This is a genomic window from Curtobacterium sp. ODYSSEY 48 V2 (genome assembly GCF_023712625.1).
In the GTDB taxonomy this organism is placed as follows: Bacteria; Actinomycetota; Actinomycetes; order Actinomycetales; family Microbacteriaceae; genus Curtobacterium.
The window spans coordinates 51,520-72,879 of the sequence record NZ_JAMAXX010000008.1 but is presented as its reverse complement, the minus strand read 5'-3'; the positions used below and the strand labels follow the sequence as shown (position 1 = coordinate 72,879).

At 72.8% G+C, this 21,360-nt stretch carries 19 protein-coding genes; 8 read left to right on the top strand and 11 right to left on the bottom strand.

Going from position 1 to position 21,360, the window contains the following annotated elements; translation table 11 throughout:
- Positions 1-2: 2 nt before the first annotated feature.
- Positions 3-305 carry a flagellar FlbD family protein gene (locus M3666_RS13095; protein WP_251155452.1) on the bottom strand — a complete coding sequence of 101 codons (303 nt, stop codon included), beginning with the start codon at positions 303-305 and terminating at the stop codon, positions 3-5.
- 115 nt (positions 306-420) lie between these two features.
- Here M3666_RS13095 and M3666_RS13090 point away from each other — a divergent pair, with 115 nt between their 5' ends.
- The 3 genes from M3666_RS13090 to M3666_RS13080 all read left to right on the top strand — a co-directional run bounded on the left by M3666_RS13090 (position 421) and on the right by M3666_RS13080 (position 4,548).
- On the top strand, positions 421-1,593 hold the full coding sequence (locus M3666_RS13090; protein ID WP_251155451.1) for a hypothetical protein: 1,173 nt from the start codon (positions 421-423) through the stop codon (positions 1,591-1,593).
- Between the two features lie 92 nt (positions 1,594-1,685).
- Positions 1,686-3,263, top strand: a complete 1,578-nt coding sequence (locus M3666_RS13085) for a UDP-N-acetylglucosamine 1-carboxyvinyltransferase (protein ID WP_235426588.1) — start codon at positions 1,686-1,688, stop codon at positions 3,261-3,263.
- Between the two features lie 163 nt (positions 3,264-3,426).
- A complete protein-coding gene (locus M3666_RS13080) occupies positions 3,427-4,548 on the top strand; it encodes a DUF475 domain-containing protein (protein ID WP_251155450.1) in 1,122 nt (373 codons plus the stop codon).
- A 31-nt stretch (positions 4,549-4,579) separates the two neighbouring features.
- Here the strand turns inward: M3666_RS13080 and M3666_RS13075 are convergent, their stop codons facing one another.
- Together M3666_RS13075 and M3666_RS13070 are read right to left on the bottom strand one after the other, a co-directional pair.
- Entirely contained in the window at positions 4,580-5,314 is a 735-nt protein-coding gene (locus M3666_RS13075) for a hypothetical protein (protein ID WP_066654178.1), read from the bottom strand.
- Positions 5,305-7,257, bottom strand: a complete 1,953-nt coding sequence (locus M3666_RS13070) for a hypothetical protein (protein WP_251155449.1) — start codon at positions 7,255-7,257, stop codon at positions 5,305-5,307. The genes M3666_RS13075 and M3666_RS13070 overlap by 10 nt, the downstream gene beginning before the upstream one ends.
- Positions 7,258-7,364: 107 nt before the next feature.
- On the opposite strand from M3666_RS13070, the gene M3666_RS13065 reads away from it, so the two are divergent.
- The gene (locus M3666_RS13065; RefSeq protein ID WP_251155448.1) at positions 7,365-8,945 is read left to right on the top strand and encodes a Na+/H+ antiporter; all 1,581 of its coding nucleotides are present in this window, start codon (positions 7,365-7,367) and stop codon (positions 8,943-8,945) included.
- Here M3666_RS13065 and M3666_RS13060 read toward each other — a convergent pair.
- The 6 genes from M3666_RS13060 to M3666_RS13035 form a co-directional block, all read right to left on the bottom strand.
- A complete protein-coding gene (locus M3666_RS13060) occupies positions 8,900-9,730 on the bottom strand; it encodes an FAD:protein FMN transferase (RefSeq protein ID WP_066654172.1) in 831 nt (276 codons plus the stop codon). The genes M3666_RS13065 and M3666_RS13060 overlap by 46 nt on opposite strands.
- Positions 9,727-10,209, bottom strand: a complete 483-nt coding sequence (locus tag M3666_RS13055) for an FMN-binding protein (protein ID WP_251155447.1) — start codon at positions 10,207-10,209, stop codon at positions 9,727-9,729. The genes M3666_RS13060 and M3666_RS13055 overlap by 4 nt, the downstream gene beginning before the upstream one ends.
- On the bottom strand, positions 10,206-11,660 hold the full coding sequence (locus M3666_RS13050; protein WP_209682719.1) for a ferric reductase-like transmembrane domain-containing protein: 1,455 nt from the start codon (positions 11,658-11,660) through the stop codon (positions 10,206-10,208). The genes M3666_RS13055 and M3666_RS13050 overlap by 4 nt, the downstream gene beginning before the upstream one ends.
- A gap of 125 nt (positions 11,661-11,785) precedes the next feature.
- Complete coding sequence (locus M3666_RS13045; protein WP_245171351.1) at positions 11,786-13,135, bottom strand: HAMP domain-containing sensor histidine kinase; 1,350 nt, start codon at positions 13,133-13,135, stop codon at positions 11,786-11,788.
- 5 nt (positions 13,136-13,140) lie between these two features.
- Positions 13,141-13,848 carry a response regulator transcription factor gene (locus tag M3666_RS13040; protein WP_066654164.1) on the bottom strand — a complete coding sequence of 236 codons (708 nt, stop codon included), beginning with the start codon at positions 13,846-13,848 and terminating at the stop codon, positions 13,141-13,143.
- 15 nt (positions 13,849-13,863) lie between these two features.
- Entirely contained in the window at positions 13,864-14,595 is a 732-nt protein-coding gene (locus M3666_RS13035; RefSeq protein WP_251155446.1) for a FadR/GntR family transcriptional regulator, read from the bottom strand.
- 84 nt (positions 14,596-14,679) lie between these two features.
- Here M3666_RS13035 and M3666_RS13030 point away from each other — a divergent pair, with 84 nt between their 5' ends.
- From M3666_RS13030 to M3666_RS13020, 3 genes are all read left to right on the top strand, one after another.
- Complete coding sequence (locus M3666_RS13030) at positions 14,680-15,594, top strand: proline iminopeptidase-family hydrolase (RefSeq protein WP_251155445.1); 915 nt, start codon at positions 14,680-14,682, stop codon at positions 15,592-15,594.
- 154 nt (positions 15,595-15,748) lie between these two features.
- Positions 15,749-17,197, top strand: a complete 1,449-nt coding sequence (locus M3666_RS13025; protein WP_251155444.1) for an APC family permease — start codon at positions 15,749-15,751, stop codon at positions 17,195-17,197.
- A complete protein-coding gene (locus M3666_RS13020) occupies positions 17,194-18,126 on the top strand; it encodes an acetamidase/formamidase family protein (protein WP_251155443.1) in 933 nt (310 codons plus the stop codon). The genes M3666_RS13025 and M3666_RS13020 overlap by 4 nt, the downstream gene beginning before the upstream one ends.
- Positions 18,127-18,318: 192 nt before the next feature.
- Here the strand turns inward: M3666_RS13020 and M3666_RS13015 are convergent, their stop codons facing one another.
- Positions 18,319-18,888, bottom strand: a complete 570-nt coding sequence (locus M3666_RS13015) for a DUF6611 family protein (protein ID WP_066654152.1) — start codon at positions 18,886-18,888, stop codon at positions 18,319-18,321.
- 140 nt (positions 18,889-19,028) lie between these two features.
- Between M3666_RS13015 and M3666_RS13010 the strand changes: the two genes are divergently transcribed.
- Positions 19,029-19,778: an inositol monophosphatase family protein gene (locus M3666_RS13010; RefSeq protein WP_066654151.1), complete on the top strand. Its 750-nt coding sequence runs from the start codon at positions 19,029-19,031 to the stop codon at positions 19,776-19,778.
- 117 nt (positions 19,779-19,895) lie between these two features.
- On the opposite strand, the gene M3666_RS13005 is transcribed toward M3666_RS13010, so the two are convergent.
- Positions 19,896-21,326 (bottom strand): UDP-glucose/GDP-mannose dehydrogenase family protein, encoded by a 1,431-nt coding sequence (locus M3666_RS13005; RefSeq protein WP_200884143.1) that lies wholly within the window; start codon positions 21,324-21,326, stop codon positions 19,896-19,898.
- Positions 21,327-21,360: the final 34 nt, after the last annotated feature.

The following is a 21,360-nucleotide window of genomic DNA, read 5'->3' as shown; positions in this document are numbered from 1 at the left end:
GGTCAGCGCCCCCCGTCCTGGCTCCGGACGGCGTCGCGTCGTCCGTTGATGACGAGCGGCGCGACGGGCGCGAGGACCGGCTGCGGTCCGGTCGCGTCCACCGCGGTGTCGGTGCCGTAGGCCATGCCGACGATCCGCGCGCGGTAGGCGGCGACGAGGCCGATGACGTCGGCCATGGACTCGCGCACGATGTACTTGGCGCCGTCGACCATGATGAGCGTCGTGTCCGGCGTCTCCTGGATGCGCTCCACGAGGTCGGGGTTGACAGCGAATGCGCTGCCGTTGAGTCGTGTGACGACGATCATGGCCCGTCCTGGTTCTCGATCGTCCCGCCGCCGTCCGTGGGGCGGGATGCAGACCCGTCCGTGGGTGTGCACCGGTCGTTATCGGCGACGGTCGCACCCCCGTTAGCCTGGCGTGGTGACCATCGTCGAGGACCTGCTCGCCGGGCCGCGGGGGCGGCGCCTCTGCTGGGAGGTCGTGCTCGGTACCGTCGGCGACCAGCCGGACGACGACACGCTCTTCTGGGCGTCCTACTGGACCTCCGTCCACCGCGGTGACGGCGTCTCGCTGTTCGGACCCGGAGCGTCCGAGCCGCGTCCGGCTCCGTCGGACGACGACGTGGTCACCGCCGTCGAGGCCCTGTTCGACGCTGCCGACCCCGCGTCGGCCACGCTCGACCAGGTGCTCGCGGCCCTCGGTCGCGTAGCGGAGTCGGCGATGTGGTGGCAGGAGCCGGACGCCGAGGACGTCCTGCTCGGGACCGTCGTCCCGCGGTCGCTGCACGAGCGGATCGCCACGGCGGTGGCGGCTGCCCCAGGCGTGCAGGCGCTGTTCGCCACGGCCCCGGCTGCGGCTCCGGCTCCGGCTCCGCGACAGTGGACCGTCACCCCGGACACGTCCGGGTACGGCGGCGCCGTTCGCCGTGCCGCAGCGGTGCTCGCCGAGTGGCGGCGCGAGCTGCTGGACGAACGCTCCCACGGCCTGGGCGACCCGGTCACCGCGCCGATCAGCGGGACGTGGTGGACGACCCCTCCCGGCGGGCTCCTCGACACCACCACCGAACGCGACGGCCGCGGGCCACTCGGGTTGTGGGCGGTCGAGGACCACACCGGGTGGGAGCGCGCTGCGGTCGCCCCCGTTGCGGTCGATCCATCAGCGCGCATCGTGGTGGTCGACGACGCCGAGGACTGGGCCGCGCTCTGCCGTGCGGCACCGATCGACGTCACGGCCACGACCCGTCGCCACGACTGGTACCGGGCGACCGGTCGCGACGGCGCCTGGGTCGTGCCGGACTGGGCCGCGATCGCCGAGCGGTACGACGCAGTGCACCTGACCCTGCGGGGATGGCTTCGCGCCTCCGGTACCGCGATCCCGGTCGACGCGGACTCGGCCGACGGCACCGCGGACTCGGCCGACGGCACCCTGGGCTCGGCAGAGGGCGTCCTGCACTCGGCTGACGGCACCCCGGCGAGCGTCATCGCCGGGTGGACCCCCGACACGACGGTCTGGCTGCGCGACCCCCGACCCGCGCTCGGCCCCTCGACGATGTGGCGGTGGAGCGGCGAAGACCGCGGCTGGTTGCCGGCCTGAACTCTCATGGACGAGTTATTCCCGATCCGATCCTGGATGATCGCCGGGCGATGTCCCCTGTTTTATCTCATGAGCGTGTTACCGTGGCGACCATGTCCGACACCACCACCGTCGTCACGCCCGCCGAGCCGACCGGCACCGCGCCCGCCGCTCCGCTGCGCGAGGTCGGCGCCCTCATCCGGGGCGCCCGCAAGGGCCGCAGCATGACCCAGACCCAGCTCGCCGAACGCGTCGGCACGAGCCAGAGCGCGATCAACCGCATCGAGCAGGGCGGACAGAACCTGTCGCTCGAGATGCTCACACGCATCAGCGACGCGCTCGACCAGCAGATCGTCTCGATCGGCGGCGCCCCGCAGCGCGCCCACCTCCGGGTGCAGGGCGGTCGGAAGCTCAGCGGCTCCATCGCCGTGAACTCGAGCAAGAACGCCGCCGTCGCACTGCTCTGCGCGTCGCTGCTCAACCGCGGGGTCACCCGGCTGCACAAGGTGGCCCGCATCGTCGAGGTCGACCGCATCATCGACGTGCTCCGCAGCCTCGGGGCCACCGTCACGTGGTCGGAGGACGGCGAGGTCCTCGAGATCGTCGCCCCGTCGGACCTGCGACTGGACGCGATCGACGCCGACGCCGCCCGGCGCACCCGGAGCGTGCTCATGTTCCTCGGCCCGCTCAGCGGTCGCTACGGCTCGTTCCGTCTGCCCTACGCCGGCGGCTGCGACCTCGGCACCCGCACGGTCGAGCCGCACCTCATCGCCCTGCGGCCGTTCGGCGTCGACGTCGAGGCGACCTCCGGCTGGTACGAGGTCGACGTGGCGAACACCGAGGTGCCGACGAAGTCGGTCGTGCTGACCGAGCGCGGTGACACCGTCACGGAGAACGCGATCCTCGCCGCGGCCGCCCGCGACGGCGTCACCACGATCCGCAACGCCAGCCCCAACTACATGGTGCAGGACCTCTGCTTCTTCCTCGAACTGCTCGGCGTGCAGGTCGAGGGCATCGGTTCGACGACGCTCCGCATCACCGGGAAGAGCCGGATCGACGAGGTCGTGGACTACTGGCCGAGCGAGGACCCGGTCGAGGCGATGAGCCTCCTGACCGCGGGGATCGTCACCGCGTCCACCCTCACGGTGACCCGAGCGCCGATCGAGTTCCTCGAGATCGAGCTCGCGACCCTCGCCGAGATGGGGCTGCGGTTCGACGTCAGCGAGGAGTACGCCGCCGCCAACGGTCGCACGCGCCTGGTCGACATCACGGTGCACCCGTCCGAGCTGCACGCCCCGATCGACAAGATCCACGCGATGCCGTTCCCGGGCCTCAACATCGACAACCTGCCGTTCTTCGTCGTCATCGCGGCGATGGCCGAGGGCACCACGCTCGTGCACGACTGGGTGTACGAGGGCCGGGCGATCCACCTGCTCGACCTCACCCGCCTCGGCGCGAGCGTCACCCTGCGCGACCCGCACCGCCTCGACGTGACCGGCCCGACGCACTTCTCCGGCGCCGAGGTCAGCTGCCCGCCCGCCCTGCGGCCCGCGGTCGTCATCCTGCTGGCGATGCTCGCCGCGAAGGGCGAGAGCGTCCTGCGCAACGTCGGCATCATCGCCCGCGGCTACGAGCAGCTGCAGGAGCGCCTCAACTCGCTCGGCGCGTCCATCGAGACGTTCCACGACTGACCCTCAGCACCGCCCGGGCGACCTCTCCGGTCACCGCACCCGACGGCCCGTCCCCGCAAGTGGGGACGGGCCGTCACCCGTTCCGGAGAACGCACCGGTGCCTCCGACGCGTCTGCCAGACGGGACGGATGCGCGATCCAGCCGACAGGTGCTGCATGGGGACATGGCCACGAGATCGCTCCTGACCGTCCCCCTCGTCCTCACCGTGGCGGCCGCCGCCGCCGCGTGGGTCACCCTCGGCCCGGCAGCCGCCCTGGCCTTCGCCGCACTCGCCCTGCTCGAGATCGCGATGGCCGCGGACTCGTCGGTCCCGATGGCGGGCATCGCCGGTCGGCTGCACTCCCCCGCACGACGGCTCTTCCTGTCGCTCGGCATCGTCGCCGGAGTGCTCGCGATGCGCCTGCTCCTGCCACCCGCGGCCGTCGCCGTCGGCGGAGGGGCGGACCCCGCGTCCGCCGTCGACGAAGCCGTCTTCGCCCCCGGGTCCTTCTCGGCGCACCTCGCCGAGGTCCGTCCCGCACTGGCTGCCTTCGGCGCGGCCTTCATCTGGTTGGTCTTCGCCGAGTACCTGTTCAACACCGACCGCCTGTCACGGCGGTCCTGGCTGGGCGGTCTGGAGGCACGGCTCGCCCGGGTCGCGCGGCCGCGCGTCTGGTCCGTGGTCACCGCTGCGGCCGGCGTGCTCGTCACGACCGTCCTGGTCGGACGCCACGACGCGTGGGCCCCTGACACGGTGCTGCCGGTCGCCGTCTGCGGCGCGGCCGGCGTCGGCGCGTACCTCGTGTCGAAGCGGATCGCCCGGTGGGCGCTGCGGGGCGTGGACGGCACGGACACCGGAGCGGTCGGGACGAGCGGCGCGTGGCGGGTCCACGCCTACGCCTCGACGGTGGTCTTCGAACGCGGGCTCGTCGTCTTCATGCTGTTCGAGATCCTCGACGGCGTGTACAGCCTGTCGGGGTCGGGCGTGCTCGGCGTGGACGGACTCGGTGCGCTCGAGCAGGCCGCACTCGCGGTCGCAGCCATCGCCGTCGGCGCGGTGTTCCTCGCCCGGACGACGTCGCGCCTGGACCAGGCGGCGACGCTCAAGCGCCTCCGGTACCTGAAGGCCGGGGCCGCGTACGTCCTCGGGGTCCTCGCGGTGCTGCTCTGGACGAGCCTGCTCGTGCCGGTCCCCGGGGTGGTCGTCGCCTGGTTCGGCACCGTCGTCATCGGTCTCGCGCTGGCCAGCTCGCTGCCGTGGCGGGCATGGGCGCGACGGTTCCGGCGGCGGACCCTGGCGGGCTGACGCGATCGCGGTCCGTGCCGCCCCTCGCCGTTCAGGGGATCGGCACCGGCTCCCAGGAGACGAAGAGCTGCATCCGGAACGTCGGCGTCGTGTCCGACGGACGGAACCGCGAGCTGAGCGCCGCGGACATCCCGTCCGGCACGGGCACGTCGGTGCTCGCGCCCAGCCGCCCGCTCGTCTCCGTCCCGTCGATCGAGGGGACCGACTCGACCTTCTCCTGCAGCTCGTCCGCTCCGTTCGTCGGGAGGTCGGCCGACTCGAGCGCGTCCCGGTAGGCCGCGACCCCTGCGGCCGCACCGGAGGTCGTCGGTCCCTCGACCTGCAGGACGAACGACCGACCTGCCGGGGTGATGACCTCGCCGGAGGAGTCGGTGAGCCCGTCCGGGTAGTCGTCGACGGTGACGATCACCTCGCCGACCGGCAGGTCGACGACCCGGTCGCCCGGGAGGACGAAGCGTGCCGGTCGATCATCGGTGGAGCTGTAGGCGGCGACCGCGTTCCGGACCGGCGACTCGCCGTCGGTGTCGACGCCGAACGCCTCGACGCTCGGCGTGCCGGTGAGGTCCCAGACCTCCACGCCGTCCTCGAGGCGCATGGCGGTCGGGGTGGGGCCGTTGTGCTGCACGTCGGTCTCGCTTCGGTCGGGACGGGTGGAGGGGTCGGACTGGGCCCCCGGTGGCGGGCCGGCGCAGCCCGACAGCAGGGCGACGACCGCAGTGGCGACGACCGCTGCCGCGATCCCTGGGCGACGAGCGTTCAGTGCCATGCGAGCTCCGAGTCGTGGAGGTTGTCGAGGAGTTCCGGGATGCGGTTGTCGAGCCGACGTTGCTGGATCCGATCGGGGACCGACCCACCCACGAGTTCGCGGGCACGGTCGGGGTCGTCCTGGACGAGCTGCTGCCACGCGGGCAGCGTGTCTCCCTCGATGTAGTCCCACCGGGTATCGAACTCCGAGATGTTCCCCTGGGGGATGTACCAGTGGTCCACCCAGCCCTGTGTGCCGGGGCTGAAGGGGTTCACGTCGACCGGTACGTCGATGCCGCCCTCGAACTGGCCGAGCGTCTTGGTTCCGGGGATGGACGCGTCGCCGACGATCCCCAACATCGTCGTGAGGGCCTCACCGGTCGGCTCTCGGTCGTGCATCTGCTGGTAGGCGCCCTGGATGGTGTCGCGCTGCTCGCGGAGCAGCAGGGTCTCGTTGCCCTGTGCGATGCGGTCCTGGTCCCCCGTGCGCCTGCCGGCGTCGATGTCCTGCCAGGCGGAGTACGTCTGCCGCTCCGACAGCGCGGCGTCGACCGGGTCGTCGTTCGCACCGCGGAGGAGCCCCGCCGCACGGAGCTCGTCGATGCTCGTCATGCCGCCGTCGAGGTAGGCCTCGTGCATCGTCGAAGCGTCCAGGAAGATGTCCTTCTGCATGCCGAGGAACGTGCGTTCGTAGAAGGCGATCTCGTCGTCGCCCATCCCGGCCAGCTGGTCGATGAGCGGTCGGATCGACGGAGGCGCCAGCGGACGTGCCGTCTGGATGTGGTCGCGGAACGAGTGCAGGTCGAGGAAGCCCGCCGCGAAGTCCGGGCCGACCATGTTCGCCATGCCGGCCCACGTGAAGGCGGGATCGTCGACGTACAGGCTCGCGTAGTACTCGTACGAGCCGGCGACCTGCGGCATCAGTGCCGGAGCTCCACGGTCCAGCTGCCACGTCGCCATGTCGATGCCGACCTTCTCGGCCGCACGGGTCACGTACATGCGTTGCAGCACGTCGGCGTACCGGGTCGGCGGCAGGTCGGCGGCGCGGGCCGCTCCGACGATCGCCGACAGCACCGTCGACGACGTCCCCCACGCGGGTGGATCCGCGACGAGCCGGTCGAGGACGTCCGGGTTCGCCGCCAGCCATGCCGCTCCGACCTCCGGATCCATGTGCGACAGGACCTCGAGGGGGTCGACACCCTCGGCGGAGAGGGCGGCGGCGACGACGAGGTCGAGGACCCGGTCGGTGAGGGTGCCGTTGCCCGCCTGCTCGAAGGCGCCAGCGACGTGCTCGATCCATCCTGCGTCCGCGTCGTTCTCGTCCACGAGGCGCCGAGCGCCGTCGACGAACCCCGGGCCGCCGGTCGGCACCCACGAACACGAGGCAACGAAGCGCGACCACGCGGTCCCGACCCGGTCCACCTCGGCGCGGAGCGCGGTGTCGGCCGCTCGGGCGTGCGTCACGAAGCTCCGGAGGTCGGTCGGGTCGGCGCTGCTCGTCGCGGATCCGGAGCCGGTCGAGGTCCTGATGCGCTGCGTGGGCGAGAACGCGACGGCGACCGTCGGGGGCTGCACGGGCGGCGCGGTCGGCCGCGGGTCGAAGAGCCCCTCCACCCCCGAGGCGATCCACTGCACCGCGTCGTCGTCCCGTCGTTCAGCGCGGTCCGCCTCACGCGCGTCCCAGGCCGCGACGTCGGCGAGCCGAGCGCGCTCCTCGGCGGCCAGCTGCGTGGCGAGCCGGACCTGCCGCGCCAGGTCGTCGAGCACCGACGCCAAGCGGGCTCGATCCTGGGCCTCGGTCGCGCACGCCTGTTGGAAGAGGCGTGCGTACGCGCCCCGGAACTCCTGCGACGCCGACTCTGCCGAGCTGCGTCTCCCTGCCCCCTGCTCAGCGAGGACCCGGTCTGCGTGTGATGCTGCCGTCACGAGTCCCTGCGCGGCGCCGTCGTCGAACTGTACCCCCATACAGGTGGAGCATAGCCGCCCTCCACCATCCGTGCCGGACCGATCGGGAAGGACGTGCAGCACGTTCGGCGTTGACTGACGCGTCGCAACGAATCCTGAGGAGACACGTGCTCGGTCCAGAACTGGTGGTGGCCCTCGGGCTCGCCATCGCCGTGACGGCTGCCGTCGCGGACCGCATCAGGATCGCGCCGCCCGTGCTCCTGCTCGTCATCGGCGCGCTGCTCGCCTTCGTCCCCACCTTCGGTCGGGTCGAACTGCCCGCCGAGGCCGTGCTGCTGCTGTTCCTCCCCGCACTGCTCTACTGGGAGAGCCTCACCACGTCGCTCCGGGAGATCCGCAAGAACCTGCGCGGCATCGTGTTGATGGGCACGCTGCTCGTCGTCGTGACCGCCGGCGTCGTGGCGACGCTCCTGCACCTGCTGGGCATGCCCTGGGGGCCGGCCTGGGTGCTCGGCGCAGCGGTTGCCCCGACCGACGCCACGGCCGTGGGTGTGCTCACGAAGATGCTGCCCCGCCGGAACGTCACGGTCCTCCGCGCGGAGAGCCTGGTGAACGACGGCACCACCCTGGTCGTGTACGGCATCGCGGTCGCCGTGACCGTCGGGACGCAGGAGCTCACGTTCTGGAACGTCTCCGGCATGCTCGTCCTGTCGTACGTCGGCGGGGTCGCGGCCGGACTCCTCGCCGCGTGGCTCGGCTCGCTCGTGCTCCGACGGGTCGACACGGTCGTGCTCGAGAACCTCGTCACGCTGCTCGTGCCGTTCGCGGCGTTCCTCGGCGCCGAGGCCGTCGGCGCGTCCGGGGTGCTCGCCGTCGTCGCCGCGGGCATCGTCGTGAGCCAGGTCGCTCCGAAGCTCGACCGGGCGGAGACCCGCCAGCAGGTCCGCGCCTTCTGGTCGTTCCTCACGTACCTGCTCAACGGTGCGCTGTTCGTGCTCGTCGGCATCGAGGCGATGGTCGCTGCCCGTGCCCTCGCCGCCCGTGAGCTGTGGAGCGGCGTCGGTCTCGTGCTCGCGGTCTCCGTCGTGCTCGTGCTCGTGCGGTTCGCCTTCGAGGGCACGATCGGAGGAACCGTCTGGCTCGTCACCCGGCGGTTCGGCGGCGAGCCGCGGGAGGGTCGACGCGACCGACTGGTGAGCGGCTTCGCCGGGTTCCGCGGTGCGGTCTCCCTGGCGATGGCGGTGGCGGTGCCGCGCACGCTCGAGTCCGGGGGCGCCTTCCCCGACCGCGACCTCATCGTGTTCGTCACCGCCGGCGTCGTCGTCGTGACCATCGTCGGCCAGGCACTCGTGCTCCCCGCCGTCCTGCGGCGCGCGGCGCTCCCCGAGGACGAGTCCGTCGGCGAGGAACGCCGCTACGCCGAGCGCACGGCGGTCGAGGAAGCGCTCGACGCGCTCCCCCGCCTGGCGCGCAGGGCAGGTGCCGACCGGGCGACGATCGACCGCGTCCGACGCGACCTGGAGGCCCACCTCGACGTGATCCAGGCTCGGGAGGAGGACGACGAGGACCACCCGACGCTGCAGAGGCACGACGCGACGGTCGCGCTCGAGCTCGCCCTGGTCCGGCACAAGGCCGCCACCCTGCTGCGGCTGCGGGACGACGACGAGATCGACGACCTGGTGCTCCGGCAGGTGCGCGCGGGCTACGACGCCGAGGAGGCGCGGCTCGAGGGATCGACGCCGACCTGAGCCCGCCCCGTGGGCGGTTGCTCGAGCGGCCCCGCCACGGGCACAGCGCCCGGCCCGAGCGCTGACGACACCCAGGGAGCCGCACCGGGCGTCGCCCAGACGATGCCGTCGGCAGTGAAGGCGAGCACGTCGACGTCCCCGTCGGCGGTCAGTCGCCGGAGGTCGTCCTCGTCCCCGGCGACGACGGCCGTCGCGAGGACGTCCGCCGTCAGGACGTCGTCGGCGACGACGGTCGCCTGCACGAACACGGGCGCGCTCCGTCGCCAGATGTGCTCCCCGCGCTCCGCGGTCCCCGAGGTCGCGACCGCACGTCGGCTGCGGCCGAGCCGCACGACCCCGACGACGGTGTCCCGACGTCCGGGATCGACGACACCGACCGACCACGGCTCGTCGGGTCGGTGGGTGCCGCGGACGAGTACGTCGCCGCCGGCGCTGAGCATCCAGGCGTCCGTGCCGGTGTCGAGGACCTCCCCGGCGTCACGGATCGCGAGTGCCTTGACGACGCCGGACAGGTCGATCACCCCGTCCGGACGGTGGGGCGTGAAGGCACCACCGGTCCGGTCCCGCCACGACAGGGCGAGCGCGTAGACGTCCCGGACCGCGGTCGGCGCATCGGACAGCCGGAGCGACCCGGCGGCGATGCGGCTCAGCACCGAAGCGGGGTCCCAGAGGCTGTAGCGGTGGTCGTACCCGGCGAACACGGCGCGGACCGCGGACGCGGCCTCCGGAGTGGCACCGCGGAGGCTCACGACGGTCCCCATCGTCTCGAACGTCAGGACGCTCACAGGCCGGCCTGGTCGATCGCGGACTGCAACGACGTGGTGTAGCCCCCGCTCGTGAACGTCGCGCCGCTCACCGCCTGGATCTGCGCCGACTGGGTCTGCAGGGCCTCCTGCCGGAGGATCGGGGCGGCCTGCTGGCTGATCGCGACGGAGCGGCCGTCCCGGTCGGTCAGGTGCAGGGGGGTCACGTCGGTGATCTTCCCGTCGGCGACGGTGATCTGCACCTGGACCTCGCCGTACTGCGTCTGCGCCGCGGCACCGGTGAAGGTCCCGGAGTCGGACGCGCCGGACGAGCCGGATGCAGACGAGCCGGATGCCGACGAGCCGGAGGTCCCGCCCGAGCCGGCGCTGCCGGACGACCCGATCCCCGACGTCGTGCCCTGCGCCGGTGTCGTCACGGCCGGCTGTCCGCCGAGCTGCCACCCGATGGCGAGCACCGCCACCGAGGACAGGACGCCGCCGGCGACCACCCGGGCCCTCACGACCCGAACCGTTCCTGGTGGATCTGGTGCTCCGGGACGCCGGCGAGCCGGGCCTCCCGCACCACCAGGTCGGACCACGCCTGCGGCCCGCAGACGTAGAGGTCGGACTCGAGCAACCGCGGGAACACCGACCGCAGGCTGACCCCACGACGGAGGTCGTCCTCCGTCATCCAGCTCTCCTGCGACCTCGCGCGGTGCCCGACCACGGCGAAGAGGGTGCTCCCGGTCGCCGCAGCGAGCTCCGCGGTCTCCTGCCACAGGTACTGCTGCTCGGCGTCGGTCCCCCGCAGGAGCACCGTGGCCTCGCCGGGACGCAGGTCGGTGTCCTCGAGCAGCGCGCGGACCGGCGTGATCCCGATGCCCGATGCGACGAGGGCGAGGTACGGGGCCGTGCGGGCCCGGGTCGTGAACAGGCCGTAGGGGCCCTCGAGGGACACCGCGGTACCCGGCCGGATCCGCCCGAGGCGCGCGGACCCCGCTCCGAGGTCGCGCACGGTGATCCGGGCACGCTCTCGTCCGGGCACGGCCGAGAACGACACCGGGTGGGCGTGCCACCAGGTCCGCGCGGACCAGAACCGCCAGACGCCGTACTGGCCGCCGCGGGCACCCAGCCGGTCGAGGTCGCGACCGGCCAGGTGGATCGACACGACTCCGGGAGCGATCGGCTCCACCGCCACCACCCGGATGCGGTGCCGCAGGCTCACGACCACCGGTCGGACGAAGCGGTGGACGACGACGAGACCGAGCGCGACGGCGTACGCGGCGATCCAGTACACCCGCTGCCAGGTGCCCTGCCCGAGCACGCTGCCGACGCTGAGCATGTGCGGCAACGCGACGAGGACGGCGGCGTAGCTGAGCAGGTGGACGACGTGCCACGCCTCGTACGGCAGTCGACGCCGGACCGCGACGAGGGACGACACCACGACCGCGACGAACAGCCCCAGGGCGAGGTACGCGAGCGGCATGTCCGGCGTGGAGAAGAGCGAGACGGTCTCGGCGATCGGGCCGGTACCCGACGACGCGCCGTAGCCCAGCGTCAGCAGCACGCCGTGTGCCAGCAGCAGGTACAGCACGGGCTCGCCGAGCGACCGGTGCACCGCGATCGCCTTGTCCTGGCCGAACACGCGGTCGATCAGCGGCACGCGCGCGGCGAGCACGAGCATCACGAGCACCAGGTCGGTCGCGACCAGACCGGCGACGATCCCGGTGTCGGTGAGCACGCCGCCGACGCCCGAGACCGAGTGCGATCCCGGCGAGGCCAGCCAGAGCGCGACGGCGACGGCGGCGGACGCCCACGCGAGGACACCGAGCAGGTCGGTGACCGCAGCACGGCCGCGACCGGATCGGCGACGGCGCCGGGCGGCGACCTCGAGGGGCTCCGCGGGCGGTGCCGGGAAGTGCCGCGGCGGAGCCGCCGCGGCACGTCGGGTGGGGCGAGCGGTGTCGATCATCGTCTCGTTCCTCTCCAGCAGGTGATCGGGTGACGTTCAGCATCGACACCGGTCCCATGAAGCAGCCCGGAACGACGGCCCTGCTTCGTTCGAGACCTCGAACGAAGCAGGGCCGTCCCCGGGCCTCAGCGCGCGGGCAGTCGCACCACCGCGACGGCGCCGCCGCCGGGTGCGTTCGCAAGCGTGGCCTCCCCGCCCGCCCGCTCGGCGAGCCCTCGGACGAGCGCCAGGCCCAGTCCGCTGCCACCGAGGACGGCCCGCCGTGCGTCGTCGGCACGGGTGAAGCGGTCGAACGCACGCGGGAGGAAGTCCTCCGGCACACCGGGACCGTCGTCACGGACGACCAGCTGCAGTGCGCGGTCCTCCTGCCGGACCAACGTGATGCCGACCTCGACGTCCGGAGCGCCCGCGGCGATCGCGTTCGCGACGAGGTTGTCGACGACCCGTCCGAACGCCGCGGGGGTGATGCCGTACCGTTCGGCACCGTCGGGCACGTCCACGGTGAAGTCGACCCCGCTGGTCCCCCCGAGCGCCCGAGCCCGGTCGACACTGCCCATCAGCTCCGTCACGAGCTCCGCTGCGGTGGTCGACGGCGTGGCCTGCGTCTCGTCGAGCCGGCTCAGCTCGAGCATGGTGTCGGCGAGTGCGGTGAGACGCGCGGCGTCGGACTCGGCGGCCGCCAGCTCCCGCTCGAGCGCGGCGGCGTCACCGGACGACCGGTGCGCGAGCTCGAGTCGTGCCGTCAGTGCCGCGAGCGGCGTCCGGAGTTCGTGGCTGGCGTCGGACACCATCCGTCGTTCGCGGACCGCGTTCTCGCGTTGCCGGTCGATGAAGGCGTTGAGGGTCCTCGCGAGGTCGGCGAGCTCGTCCTCCGACGGGCCGACGGGCAGGTGCCCGGTCGCGTCCCCGCCGCTGAGCGCCTCGGCGGTCCGACGCATCCGCGCGACGGGTCGGAGCGCGACGGTCGAGAGCAGCCAGGCGGCGAGGCCCGATGCGACGAGCGCGAGCAGGGTCCCCACGACGAGCGAGCGGTCGACGCGTTCGACCGTCTCGTGCCCGGCACGGCCGTCCTGCGCAGCCCACACGACGAACCGTCCGTCGGCGCTCGCGACCGGTGTGCCGACGAGCGTCGCGCTGCGGTGCCCGTCGCCGAGCCGGAGCGTCGTGGTCGATCGTGGGACGCCGTCCGGGAGCGACCGGCGGAGGTCGTCCGGCAGCGTGTCGACGATCCACTCGCCGGTCGAGGAGCGGATCCCCACGAGGACGCCGTCGGCCGGTCGGTCGGGCGCCTCACCCGGGTTGTCCCGGAGGTCGGCGACGAACGGCGCCGCGTCGCCGACGGCGAGGGACCGGTCGGTCTCCAGCGTGGCCTGCCGCACCTCGGCGTGCAGCACGAGCGCGACCAGGGAGAGCACGACCGCGCCGACGAGCACGCTCCCGATCGTGATGCGCGCGCGGACGGACAGCCGCCGCATGAGCCTCACGGACGGGACACGACGTCGAGCGCGTAGCCGACGCCCCGCACGGTCCGGATGGCCACGTCGGCGCCCGAGGCGTGCAGCTTCTTCCGCACGTAGCTGACGTACTGGTCGACGATCGTGGGGTCGAAGTGCTCGGCGCTCCCCCACACCTCACGCAGCACCTCCGCCCGGGACCGGGTCTCCGGCGCCCCCTGCACCAGGTACCGCAACAGCGAGAACTCCTTCACGCTGAGGGGCAGGTCCCGGCCCGCCACGGTCGCCCGGACGGTCACGGTGTCGAGTCGGACGGCGCCGGCCTGCACGACGGTCACGGCACCGGCGGACCTGCGGCGGAGCTGCGCCCGGATCCGGGCGTTGAGCTCGGCGATCGCGAAGGGCTTCGTGAGGTAGTCGTCCGCGCCGGCGTCGAGCCCGAAGACCCGGTCGTCGACGGCATCCCGCGCGGTGACGAGGATCACCGGGAAGTCCTGGCCCGTCTCGCGCAACCGACGACACACCTCGAACCCGGTCATCTCGGGGAGCATGACGTCGATCGCCGCCGCGTCGAACGACCGCGCGGCCGCAGCCACGAGCGCGGCGACGCCGTCGGTGACCACCGTGACCGCGTGCCCCTCGCCGACCAGTCCACGCTCGACGAGCGCGCCCATCGCCGGGTCGTCCTCGACCACCAGGATCTCCGCCACGTGCACCTCCGTTGCGACGATCATGCACGACGGACGCCGTCAGGAGGTCGGGACCTGCCCTGCCCGGAGCATCGCGCGCTCGAGCAGTTCGAGGTCGATGCCGACGTGCCGACGTGCGAGCACCCCCGCGTCGACCGACCGCCCGGCGCAGACGGCGTCGACGAGCCCCTCGTGCTCGAGCAGGGCACGGTGCTCCATCTCGGCCATGCCCTCGGCGGTGCCCCAGAGGTGTGCGGGCGCCGCGATCGACACCTGCGACTCGAGGTCGGCGAGCGCCGCTGCGAGCACGGCGTTGCCGGCGGCGTCGATGATCGCTCGGTGCAGCACCGCGTCCGCCTGCTGCTTCTCGAGCCCGGACGCGGCGGCGCGGAAGTCCTCGAGCCGGGTGCGCAGCGTCGTCCGGCCGTCGTCGGTGATCCGCTCGGCCGCTGCGGTGGCGAGTGCGCCGTGCAGCAGGGCGATCGCGTCGGTGGTGTCGCGGATGCCGGCCCAGCGTGCAAGCAGCGTCCGGGCGACGGCGTCGGAGGACGAGTCCGGCCACTGCGAACGGACGAAGGTCCCGCCGCCCCGTCCTCGACGTGTCTCGAGCAGGCCGCGGTCGACCAGTCGCGCGAGGGCCGCGCGCACGGTCACACGTCCGACACCGAGGAGCACGGCGAGCTCACGCTCGGGCGGCAGCCGAGAGGCGGGCAGGTACTCCCCGACGGCCACGGCGGTGACGAGCCGGTCCTCGACCTCGTCGACACGGGTCTCCGTCGCGCGATCTGGCACTCGGCCCCCTCCTTGCGTTTCGTCCACGTTAAAGGACGAGAAAAGGTATTGCAGAGAACCTTTGCCCGGTCCATGCTGTGCGTCATGTCCCGCATCACCGAAGGCACGATGCCGTTCCAGGACGGCGAGACCTGGTACCGCGTCACCGAACCCGACGCCCCGACCCCCGGTGCGCTCCCGCTCGTGGTCCTGCACGGCGGCCCCGGCATGGCGCACGACTACCTCCGGAACCTCGCGGCACTGGCCGACGAGACCGGTCGCACCGTCGTGCACCACGACCAGTTCGGCTGCGGCCGCAGCTCCCACCGACCCGACGCCCCGACGGAGTACTGGACCCCGCAGCTCTTCGTGGACGAGTACGCGGCCCTCGTGGACCACCTCGGTCTCGGCGACCACCACGTGCTCGGCCAGTCGTGGGGCGGCATGCTCGGCTCCGAGATCGCGGTCCGGCAGCCGGAGGGCCTCCGCTCCCTGGCGATCTGCAACTCCCCCGCGTCGATGCAGCTCTGGGTCGAGGGCGCCGCCGAGCTCCGCGCGCAGCTGCCCGAGGACGTGCAGGACGCCCTCACGCGGCACGAGCAGGCCGGCACCGTCGACGACCCCGAGTACCTCGCTGCCACGCAGGTGTTCTACGAGCGCCACGTGTGCCGCGTCGTCCCCATGCCACAGGACTTCGTCGACTCCGAGACCCAGATGGAGCAGGAGCCGACGGTGTACCACACCATGAACGGGCCGAACGAGTTCCACGTCGTCGGCACGATGCGCGACTGGACCGTCGTCGACCGGCTCGACCGCGTGGCGGTCCCGACCCTCGTCGTCGCGGGCGAGCACGACGAGGCGACGCCCGCCACGTGGCAGCCCTTCGTCGAGCGCATCGCCGACGTCCGCCAGCACGTCTTCCCCGGTGCGAGCCACTGCTCGCACCTGGAGCAGCCCGAGGAGTTCCGCCGCGTGGTCGCGGCGTTCCTCGCCGAGCACGACGACCAGCCCACCGGCTGAGGCGACCAGCCAGCCGGCCGGGAGGCGCGCACCTCACCCCGCCACGCGCCTCCCGGCCGACACCCCACCGGACCCGACCGGCGTGCCCACCCAGCCACACGCCCGGCGTCCGTCATCCCCCCTCCCACGCACCGTCTCCCCGAACGGAACCACGATGTCGCAGCAGCACAGCGAGCTCTCTGCACAGCAGCAGCTCGAGGCCTACGGCTACAAGCAGGAGCTCAAGCGCTCCGTCTCCACCACCGACCTGCTCGTCTACGGGCTCGTCTTCATGGTGCCGATCGCCCCGTGGGCGATCTTCGGCACCGTCTACAACGCCTCGAGCGGCATGGTGCCGCTCGTCTACCTGGTCGGCCTCGTCGCGATGATCTTCACCGCGCTCGCGTACGCGCAGATGGCGAAGTCGATCCCCCTCGCGGGCAGCGTGTTCTCGTACGTCGGTCGCGGCATCCACCCCACCGCCGGGTTCTTCGCGGGCTGGGCGATCCTGCTCGACTACCTGCTCGTCCCGACGCTGCTCTACGTGTTCGCGGCCGAGAGCATGGTCGGCATCTTCCCCGGCACGCCCCGCTGGCTCTGGGCACTCGTGTTCGTCGCGATCAACACCGTGATCAACCTGCTCGGTGTCTCGTCCCTCAAGCTCGCGAACCGCATCTTCCTGCTCATCGAACTCGTCTTCGTGGCGATCTTCGTCGTCATCGCGATCGTCGCGTTGACCGGCGGGACCGTGCCCGGCGCCTCGTTCAGCACCGACCAGGTGTGGGACCCGTCGAAGGTGTCCGCACCGCTCATCGCGAGCGCCCTGTCGATCGCCGTGCTGAGCTTCCTCGGCTTCGACGGCATCTCGACGCTGTCCGAGGAGTCCACCGGTCGCCGCGGTGGCGCCGGACTCGCGATGGTGCTCGCACTCGTCATCGTCGCGTTCCTGTTCGTGCTGCAGACGTGGCTCGCGTCGGCGCTGGCGGGTGGTCGTGACTCGTTCCCGGAGGGCGAGGCCGGGAACGCGTTCTTCACCATCGTCGAGCAGGCCTCCTCGAGCGGGTGGGCGACCGCGTTCTTCGCCGTCAACGTGCTCGCCGTCGGCATCGCGAACGCCATGGCCGCCCAGGCCGCGACGAGCCGCCTGCTCTTCTCGATGAGCCGCGACCGACAGCTGCCCGCGTTCCTGCACAAGCTCAACGGCCGGCTGGTCCCGCAGAACGCGATCATCGTCGTCTCGGTGCTCTCCGCGATCCTCGTGCTGTTCTTCGTCGGGCAGATCGACACCATCTCGTCGCTCGTGAACTTCGGCGCGCTGTTCGGCTTCATGCTCCTGCACGTGTCGGTCTTCGTGCACCACGTCGTGAAGGGGAGGTCCCGCAACTGGCTGCTGCACCTCGTCGTGCCGCTCGTCGGCTTCCTGATCATCGGGTACGTCCTGCTCAACGCCGCCGTCGAGGCGAAGGTGGGCGGCATCGTCTGGCTCGTCGTCGGCGCCGCGGTGTTCCTCTACTACCGGCGGACCGGCCGCTCGACCGAGGTCGGGTCGGAGGAGCCCGGCACACTGGGCGAGGGGTCCGTCGGCGGCCTCGACACCACCACCACGGAGAAGGGCCAGCGATGACCACCCCCGACCACTTCCTGCCGAGCACCCTGGGGCGGCCCGGGTTCGCCGCCGACCGGGAGCCCGTGCTCCGGATCACCCCGGGCACCGGCGAGACGATCGGCTTCGAGACCACGGACGCCGTCTACGCCGAACTCGACGAGCACCACGACCTGGCGCAGCTGCAGGCACCGATCAACCCGGTCACCGGCCCCGTCTGGGTCGAGGGTGCCGAGCCCGGTGACGTGCTCGCGGTGCACATCCACGACATCCAGCTCACGACCCACGGGTGGTCGGTGTCGCTCCCGGGATCGGGCGCGCTCCAGCACGTCATGCCCGAGGGCGTCTTCGCCCGCCGCTGCCCGATCGAGGACGGCGTGGTGCACGTCACCGACCGGCACGCCTTCCCGGTCCGACCGATGATCGGCTGCATCGGCGTCGCACCGGCATCGGGGACGAACTCGACGATCATGCCGGCGTACGCCGAGGGCGGGAACATGGACGTCACCGAGGCGCGTCCCGGCTCGACCGTGTACCTGCCGGTCCGGGTGCCCGGTGCCCTGCTGTCGATCGGGGACATCCACGCGATCATGGCCGAGGGCGAGTCGTCCTTCGTCGCGATCGAGGCGCAGGGCACCGCGATCGTCTCCGTCGACCTCGTACAGGGCGGTCGGCCGATCCGTGCGCCGCGCATCGAGACCGCCGACGAGTGGCTCTTCGTCGGGCTCGGCGACCCCGTGCAGGAGAGTGTCCGACGCGGCTACGAGGACGCGTTCGCGTTCCTCGTCGAGGACCACGGGTGGACGGCCGAGGACGCCTACGCGGTGCTCAGCGCGGTCGGCGACTCGAAGCTCGGCGGGCCGACCGGTTCCGGCGACCCGGACCCGCTGCACCCGTTCGCAGCGGTCGGGGCGGTGACCCTGCACCGGGTGCCGAAGGCGGTCCTGTAGCGGACGACGGACGGGAGGCGCAGGGCGGGGCCGCCACGGGCCTCCCGTCTGGTGGTCCCCGCGGCATGAGCGTGCCCGGTCGTGCGGACCGGCCCGTGGGCCGACCGCGTGCTCAGTCGTCGCCGAGCACGACCGACGGATCGTCGACCTCGGCATCCGGCGGCGCCGACGCCGTCGGCTCGGGCACGCCGTTCACCGGTGGGTCCCACGCCGCTGGGCGACCTCGCCGGACCGCGGTCGGCCTGCGGCCCGCGCCGCGGGCTCGGGCATCGCCCGCCACACCTGTCCCCAGACCTGCTCGTACTCGACGCGGGACACCTGCCCGCGACGGACGGCGTCCTCGACCAGGCAGAGCAGGTCGAGCGAGGCCTCGAGGAGCCGGACGTCGCCGTGCACCTCCGGCTGACCGTTGCCGTGGAACACCGTGATCGTCAAGCGTCTGACCCCGGGACGCAACCGCCGTGTCGCCCGGACGAGCAGGACGGGACCGGCGGCGTAGAGCAGGACGGCGACGACGAGGCCGACCGCCGGCACGCGGTGCAGCGCCACGACGAGTGCGACCGCTACGAGTGCGCCGGCCGCACCCCAGACCTGGAGCGCTCGGAGCAGCAGGAGCTCGCCCGCGGTGGTCCCCGGGGCGTGCACCTCGAGCGTGCGCCCGCTCCACAGTGCGCGGGAGACGGGCTGCACGGTGCACCGGCCCCACGGGTGCCACCCGGTGCGCCGTGTCGGGAGCGGTCGTCGGTCTCGGTTCGTGTCCACGACGACCAGCCTGTGGCGGACTGTTCGGGGCCGAGCCGGTCCTGACGGCGTCCTGACGGCTCGGACCGGATCCCGTACGACGTCCTGACGCTGCGACGTCGGGCCTGCGTCGTCCGTCCTCCGCCCGCTACCGTTGCCGGATGGACGACCACGCCCTCGCCGCTGCCCTCGTGACCGACGCCGCCCGGCTCGCGGCCGACATGCGTCGGGACGGGACCGACGCGGAGCGGAAGACCTCGGCCGCCGACCTCGTCACCGCCGCCGACCGCGCCGCCGAGGACCTCGTCCGTCGGATGCTGCTCGAGCACCGCCCGGACGACGGGGTGCTCGGCGAGGAGGGCACCCGGTCCGAGGCGACCCACGGACGCCGGTGGACCGTCGACCCGATCGACGGGACGTTCAACTACGTCGCCGGCCTGCCCGCGTGGTGCAGCGCGGTGTCGCTCGAGGTCGACGGCGTGCTCCGGGTCGGTGCGGTCCGTCGTCCGCTCGCCGACGAGACGTGGGTGGCGTCGGACGGGGTGACGACCCGTGACGGCGAGGCCGTGCCGCCGGTGCAGGACGTGACCCTCGCCGCGACGAGCGTGGCGACCTTCCTCAACAGCTCGCACCTGCGCGCCGCCGAGGCGGCGCCCATGACGGCGCTCCTGGCAGCGGCGGCAACGGTCCGGATCAGCGGGTCGGGGTCCTGCGACCTGGTGGACGTCGCAGCGGGCCGCATCGGCCTCTGGGTGCAGACCGACTGCGCCGACTGGGACTGGCTCCCGGGGCGGGCGCTCGTCGAGGGCGCCGGTGGCGCGGCCACCGTCGTCCGGGCCCACGGGCACGACTGGCACCTCGCCGGAGCCCCGACCGCGGTGCGCGAGGCCGCCGAGCTGCTCGGCGCCTGAGCAGCACCCTGCGCGGAGGGGCGGCACTGCCCGAAGCCGCCTCCTCCGCACCGCCCGGTGCACGTCGTCGTGAACCGGGCGCGTCCTCGGTGGTACCCCCACCGAGACGTCCGGCCGTCAGGCCGTGGCCTGCAGGCGGTCCTGCTCGTCGACCGCGATCTCCACCGTGCCGGACGCGGACGGTCGGCCGAGCGCACGGTGCTCCCAGCCGGCCGCGCGGTACGCGTCCGCGTCGAGCGCGTGCCGGCCGTCGACGATGCGTCGGTGGTGGACGAGCGCGCCGAGGTCGTGCGGGTCCACCGTGCGGAACTGCTCCCACTCGGTCAGCAGCACGACCACGTCCGCATCGATCACCGCCGCGGTGAGCGACGGCGCGTACCGCAGGGTCGGGTAGGCGCGCGCGGCGTTCTCCATCGCCTCGGGGTCGTACACGGTGACGACGGCACCCGCCTCGTCGAGCATCCGTGCGACGTCGAGCGCCGGCGCATCGCGGATGTCGTCGGAGTTCGGCTTGAACGCCGCGCCGAGCGCCGCGATCCGCTTGCCCGCCAGGTCCCCCTCCGCCATCTCCGTGACCAGGTCGACGGTCCGCTGGCGGCGGCGCAGGTTGATCGCGTCGACCTCGTCGAGGAAGCGGACCGCCTGGCCGACACCGAGCTCCTGCGCCCGGGCCGAGAACGCGCGGATGTCCTTCGGCAGGCACCCGCCACCGAAGCCGAGGCCGGGCTTGAGGAAGCGGCCGCCGATGCGGGTGTCGTGGGACAGGGCGCTCGCCAGGACGCTGACGTCCGCACCGGCCGCCTCGCAGACCTCCGCCATCGCGTTGATGAAGGAGATCTTCGTCGCGAGGAACGAGTTGGCGGCCACCTTGACGAGTTCCGCCGTCGGCAGGTCGGCCACGACCAGCGGCGTCCCCTCGTCGAGGACCGGGCGGAAGGCTGCACGCAGCTGCGCCTCGGCCCACGCCGTCTGCACGCCGAAGACGAGCCGGTCGGGGTGCAGCGTGTCCTGCACGGCGTAGCCCTCGCGGAGGAACTCCGGGTTCCAGGCGACCTCGACCTCGGTCCCGGCGGGGGCGACCTCCGCGACGAGCGCGGCGAGCCGTTCGGCGGTCCCGACCGGCACGGTCGACTTCCCGACGACGAGCGCGCGGCGGTCGATGTGCATCGCGAGCTCGCGGAAGGCGGAGTCGACGTACGTCATGTCGGCGGCGTGCGACCCCCGCTGCTGGGGCGTGCCCACGCAGACGAAGTGGACGTCGCCGAACTCGGCGGCCTCGCGCAGTGACGAGGTGAACCGCAGCCGACCGGACGCCAGGGCCTGCGCGAGCTGCTCGGGCAGGCCGGGCTCGTGGAAGGGCACCCGGCCGGACATCAGCGCCTCGACCTTGGCGGGGTCGACGTCGACGCCGAGGACCTCGTACCCGAGGACGGCCATCGAGACGGCGTGGGTGGCGCCGAGGTACCCCGTGCCGATGACGGTCAGGCGGGGCTGGTGGGCGACCGGCGGCATCGCGGTGTCGGGGATGGGTGTGACGGAAGCAGACATGGGAAGGGCTCGCTCTCGGGTCGCGAAGGGTGGG